General features: G+C 67.2%; 4 protein-coding genes. 1 reads left to right on the forward strand and 3 read right to left on the reverse strand.

Annotated elements, in window-relative coordinates:
- The first annotated feature begins 317 nt into the window (after positions 1-317).
- On the forward strand, positions 318-887 hold the full coding sequence (locus tag AC5E6L_RS11745) for a TetR family transcriptional regulator C-terminal domain-containing protein (RefSeq protein WP_491228578.1): 570 nt from the start codon (positions 318-320) through the stop codon (positions 885-887).
- 128 nt (positions 888-1015) lie between these two features.
- On the opposite strand, the gene xylB is transcribed toward AC5E6L_RS11745, so the two are convergent.
- Genes xylB through AC5E6L_RS11760 form a run of 3 tightly spaced genes read right to left on the reverse strand, consistent with a single transcriptional unit; the run spans position 1016 to position 4540 of the window.
- Positions 1016-2452 (reverse strand): xylulokinase, encoded by a 1437-nt coding sequence (gene xylB, locus AC5E6L_RS11750; RefSeq protein ID WP_491773485.1) that lies wholly within the window; start codon positions 2450-2452, stop codon positions 1016-1018.
- Between the two features lie 19 nt (positions 2453-2471).
- Entirely contained in the window at positions 2472-3242 is a 771-nt protein-coding gene (locus AC5E6L_RS11755; RefSeq protein WP_491228574.1) for an ATP-binding cassette domain-containing protein, read from the reverse strand.
- A gap of 2 nt (positions 3243-3244) precedes the next feature.
- Positions 3245-4540, reverse strand: a complete 1296-nt coding sequence (locus AC5E6L_RS11760) for a sugar ABC transporter permease (RefSeq protein WP_491228573.1) — start codon at positions 4538-4540, stop codon at positions 3245-3247.
- Between the last annotated feature and the right edge of the window lie 47 nt (positions 4541-4587).

Here is a 4587-nt window from a genome sequence, read left to right on the forward strand (position 1 = left end):
AAACGATGTCCATGGCCGGACCCTTCTTCGATGATGATTGCGGTTCGGATGCCACCCACGCCGTCCCGAATGCGCCGGGCCGGACGGGATCACGCATTCCTAGGGCAATCCGCAATCGGTTTGCAACCGGTTGCAAAATTCTTGACTGCTTGGTCAAAATCCGACGCTATGGGAGCGATTGACCTCGGTCAAGACGCTATTTAAGTTGATTTGATTTGTCAGATTATCCGTATCGGAGCAAGCCATTGGCACAGGGCGCGGCACGGGCCGCAAGCGGCAAGCAGAGCCGAATCCAGACCCAGAACCGGGCGCTGATCATGCGGGCGGCGCTCGATGTGTTTTCCACCGACGGCTATCGCGGCGCCACCGTCGATCGCATCGCCGAACGGGCGGGCATGTCCAAGACGAACCTGCTCTATTATTACAGGTCCAAGGAAGACATCTACCGCACCGCCATCGAGCAGACGATCGAGGACTGGCTCGAACCGTTCGCGGCGATCGATCCCGAAGGCGATCCGATCGAGGAGCTGCGCCGCTACACCACCATCAAGCTGGACATGTCGGACCGCAGCCCGGAAGCCTCACGCCTGTTCGCAAACGAGATCCAGCGCGGCGCGCCGCTCGTCATGGAGTTCCTGACGACGCGGCTCAAATCGCTGGTCGACGAGAAGGCGGCGGTGATCCGGCGCTGGATCGATGCGGGCAGGCTCGCCCCGGTCGACCCCTACCATCTGATCTTCGCCATCTGGGCGACGACCCAGCACTATGCGGATTTCGAGGTGCAGGTGCGGGCGATCCTGGGCGGGCAGGCCAAAAAGCCCGGCTTCAACGAGCAGGCCGCCCACGCGGTGCTGTCGATCCTTCTGAACGGCATCAGGCCCCGCTGATGTCCGCGGAAAATCAGGCCCTGAAGGTGCAGGCCGAAGGGCTGTGCGGCGCCTGTCGCTCAGGCGAACCGGTTGACGGGGCTCTCCAGCCGCTCCTGCGGGCGCGGGCGCGGTTCGATCCCGGCCAATCAGAGCATCCTTGTCTGGTTATAGGCGGCCCGGTAGCGCGCATGCGCCTGGGCGAAGGCATCGGCCAGTGCGGGGTCGGGCTCGAAACTCTTGTCGGTCGCCGGCGCGGTCAGCCCGCCCGCGTCCAGATCGCCCGCCGCCATCATGGCAAGGCGCGCAGCGCCGAACGCGCCGCCATAGTCGCCGGCGACGGGCACGTCGATGGCAACGCCCAGGGATGCGGCCAGCGCCTTGAGCCAATAGTCGGATCTGGCGCCCCCGCCGACGGCCAGCAGCCGGTCGAACCGCGTGCCCGTTTCGGCGAGCGCGTCGCGGCAGTCGCGGATCGCATGGACAACGCCCTCAAGCACCGCCCGCGTCACCGCATCGCGGCCCGCGGCATGCTCCAGGCCGAGCAACGCGCCGCGCGCATCGGCGTCGTTGTGCGGCGTGCGCTCGCCGCCCAGATAGGGCAGAAACAGCGTTCGTCCGGGCGCCTCAAGATCGCCAAGCGCGCCGGTCAGCGCGGCCGCGTCCTCGCCGACCAGCCCCGCATACCAGTTGAGCGCGTCGGTCGCCGACAGGATCACGCCCATCTGGTGCCAGGTACGCGGCAAGGCGTGACAAAAAGTGTGCACGGCGGTCGCCGGCGCGGGCACATAGGCCTCGCACGCCGCAAACAGCACGCCCGACGTGCCCAGCGACACGAACGCCTCGCCCGCCCCGGTCACGCCGACGCCGATCGCGGACGCCGCATTGTCGCCCCCGCCGCCGGCGACGACGCAATCGCGCGAAAACCCCCAGCGGTCGACGATCGCCGCGCGCAGCTTGCCGGTGACGTCGCCGCCGTCGACCAGCGCGGGCATCTGCACCGGCGACAGCCCCGTCCTGGCGAGAAGCTTGTCAGACCAGAGGCGCCTTGAGGTGTCGAGCCAGCTCGTGCCCGCCGAATCCGACGTGTCGGAGAAATAGCCCCCCGTCAGCCACAGGCGCAGATAATCCTTGGGCAACAGCACCTTGGCGATGCGCTCGAAAGTGCCCGGCTCATTGTCCCGGACCCAGGCCACCTTGGGCGCGGTGAAGCCGGCAAAGACGATGTTGCCGGTGATCGCCCGAAAATCGGGATCGGCGTCCATCGCCGCCGCCTCGGCATGGGCGCGCGTGTCGTTCCACAGCATGCACGGGCGCAGCACGTCGTCGTGCCCGTCGAGCAGCGTCGCCCCGTGCATCTGCCCCGAAAGGCCGATCGCGCGGACCTTGGCGAGCGAATGCGCCCCGGCGAGCTGGTCGAGCACGGCCTCGGCGGCCGCCAGCCAGTCGGCCGGGTTCTGCTCCGACCAGCCCGGATGCGGCCGCGACACGCCGAGCGGGGCGTGCGCCTCGGCGAGGACCGCCTGATCGGCGTCGATGAGCAGGCCCTTGAGGCCGGACGTTCCAAGGTCAAGACCGAGATGCATGGGTCAAGCGATCATGCGATCAGGCCGCCATGGCCGGCTTCTTGCCGGCGATGATCATCGCCAGGATATCGTCGACCGACACCGCATCGACATCGACGACGCCGACCAGTTCGCCATTCTTCATCACCGCCGCCCGGTCGCACAGTTCCTTGACCTGATGGACGTCGTGATCGATCAGGAAGATGCCGAGCCCCTCCTTCTTGAGTTCGCCGATCAGGTCGGCGACCATCCTGGTCTCCTGGGGCCCGAGCGCGGCGGTCGGCTCGTCCATGATCAGGATCTTCGCGTTGAAATAGACCGCCCGGGCGATCGCCACCGACTGGCGCTGGCCGCCCGAAAGGGCCGCCACCGGCGCCGAGAATTTCTGGAAGTTCGGGTTGAGCCGGCCCATGATCTTGCGCGTCTCGGCCTCCATGCGCGCATCGTCCACGAGCCCCGTCGCCGTGGTCAGTTCACGGCCCAGGAACAGGTTCGAGGCCGCGTCCAGATTGTCGGCCAGCGCCAGCGTCTGGTAGATGGTCTCGATGTTGTAGCGGCGCGCATCGCGCGGATTGTTGATCACGGCGCGCGCGCCATTGATGAAGATGTCGCCCGCATCCATCCGGTAGGCGCCCGAAAGGCACTTGATCAGCGTCGACTTGCCCGCGCCATTGTGGCCCAGAAGCCCGACCACCTCGCCCGGAAACAGATCGACGGTGACATGGTTGACCGCCTTGATGCCGCCGAACGCGATCGAGATGTCGCGCAGTTCGACCAGCGGCGTGCCCGAGCGATCGACGGTGTCCGCCATGGTCAGTCTCCCGTCCGCTTGCGGTAGATCGTGTCGATCAGAACCGCGACGACGAGCACGGTGCCGACGACGATGTTCTGGAACGGCGCATCGACGCCGACCATCGCCATGCCCGATTGCAGCGACTGCATGATCAGGGCGCCAAGGATCGCGCCGTATATCGTGCCGACGCCGCCGGCGAGCGCCGTGCCGCCGATCACGGCGGCCGCGATGACGCGCAACTCGTCCAGCGTGCCGATATCGTTGGAATGGAAGGTCTGGCGCGAGGAGGCGACGATGGCGCTGACCGCGCACAAGACGCCCATGATGATGAACACCTTGACGGTCAGCATGCGCGTGTTGATGCCCGAAAGCTCGGCCGCGTCCGGGTTGCCGCCGGCGGCGAAGATGTAGCGGCCGAGCCGGGTGCGGCCGGCGACGATCGTCATCACCACGGCGACGGCGATCAGGAGCAGCACCGAGATCGGCAGGCCGTAGCCGGCGGTGAAGCCCTCGGGCAGCACCTCGCCGCGCGCCTCGAACATGCGCGCGAGCCGCCGCTCGGGGATCTGATAGGCGTTCAGGATGGCGATGAAGCCCAGAATCACCGCCGTGACGATGCCGCCAAGCGCGAACTCGGCCCACAGCGGCTTGACCGGAAATTCGTGCGCGATCTTGTTGCGCCGCGACTGCCAGAGCGCATAGAGCGCCGCGGCCGCGCAGACCAGCCCGAACACCCAGCTCCAGGTCTCGCCCAGCGTACCGCCGATGCCGCCGAGGAGCTGGAAGTTCTGGTCGAGCGGTCCGATGGTCTGCCCGTTGGTCAGATACCAGGCGACGTTGCGCCACACGAGCAGACCGCCCAGCGTGACGATGAAGGCCGGAATGCCCAGATAGCCGATCAGCCAGCCATGGAACGCGCCGACGAGGATGCCGGTGCCGAGCCCGACCACAATCGCGGCCGGCGCGGTCAGCGGGTGGTTCAGCCCCAGGCCCAGCCATTCGGGCGTCACCAGCGTCTGGGTCATCGCCATCATCGCCGAGCAGGTGGCCAGCAGCGAGCCGACCGAAAGGTCGATGTTGCGCGTGACGATCACGAACACCATGCCCGTGGCCATGATCGCCACCGAGACGGTCTGGATCGTCAGGTTGAAGATGTTGCGCGGGGTCAGGAACCGCCCGTCGGTGAGGACATGGAAGACCAGGCACAGAACGATGAACGCGCCGATCATGCCCAGAAGGCGCGTGTCGAGCTCCAGTGTTCTGGCCAGTCCCCGCACGCCCGGTGCGGCGCTCGGCAGGGCGGGATTGTCGCTCACGGGCCTATCCTCCCGGTTCGGTCGGAAAGAGCCCCCGCGCGCGGGGC

This window comes from Roseitalea sp. (assembly GCF_984466335.1).

What these genes read in the sequence shown, in the direction of transcription:
- AC5E6L_RS11745 (WP_491228578.1), top strand. Translation starts at nt 318, where the DNA reads ATGCGGGCGGCGCTCGATGTGTTTTCCACCGACGGCTATCGCGGCGCC.
- xylB (WP_491773485.1), bottom strand. Translation starts at nt 2,452, where the DNA reads ATGCATCTCGGTCTTGACCTTGGAACGTCCGGCCTCAAGGGCCTGCTC.
- AC5E6L_RS11755 (WP_491228574.1), bottom strand. Translation starts at nt 3,242, where the DNA reads ATGGCGGACACCGTCGATCGCTCGGGCACGCCGCTGGTCGAACTGCGC.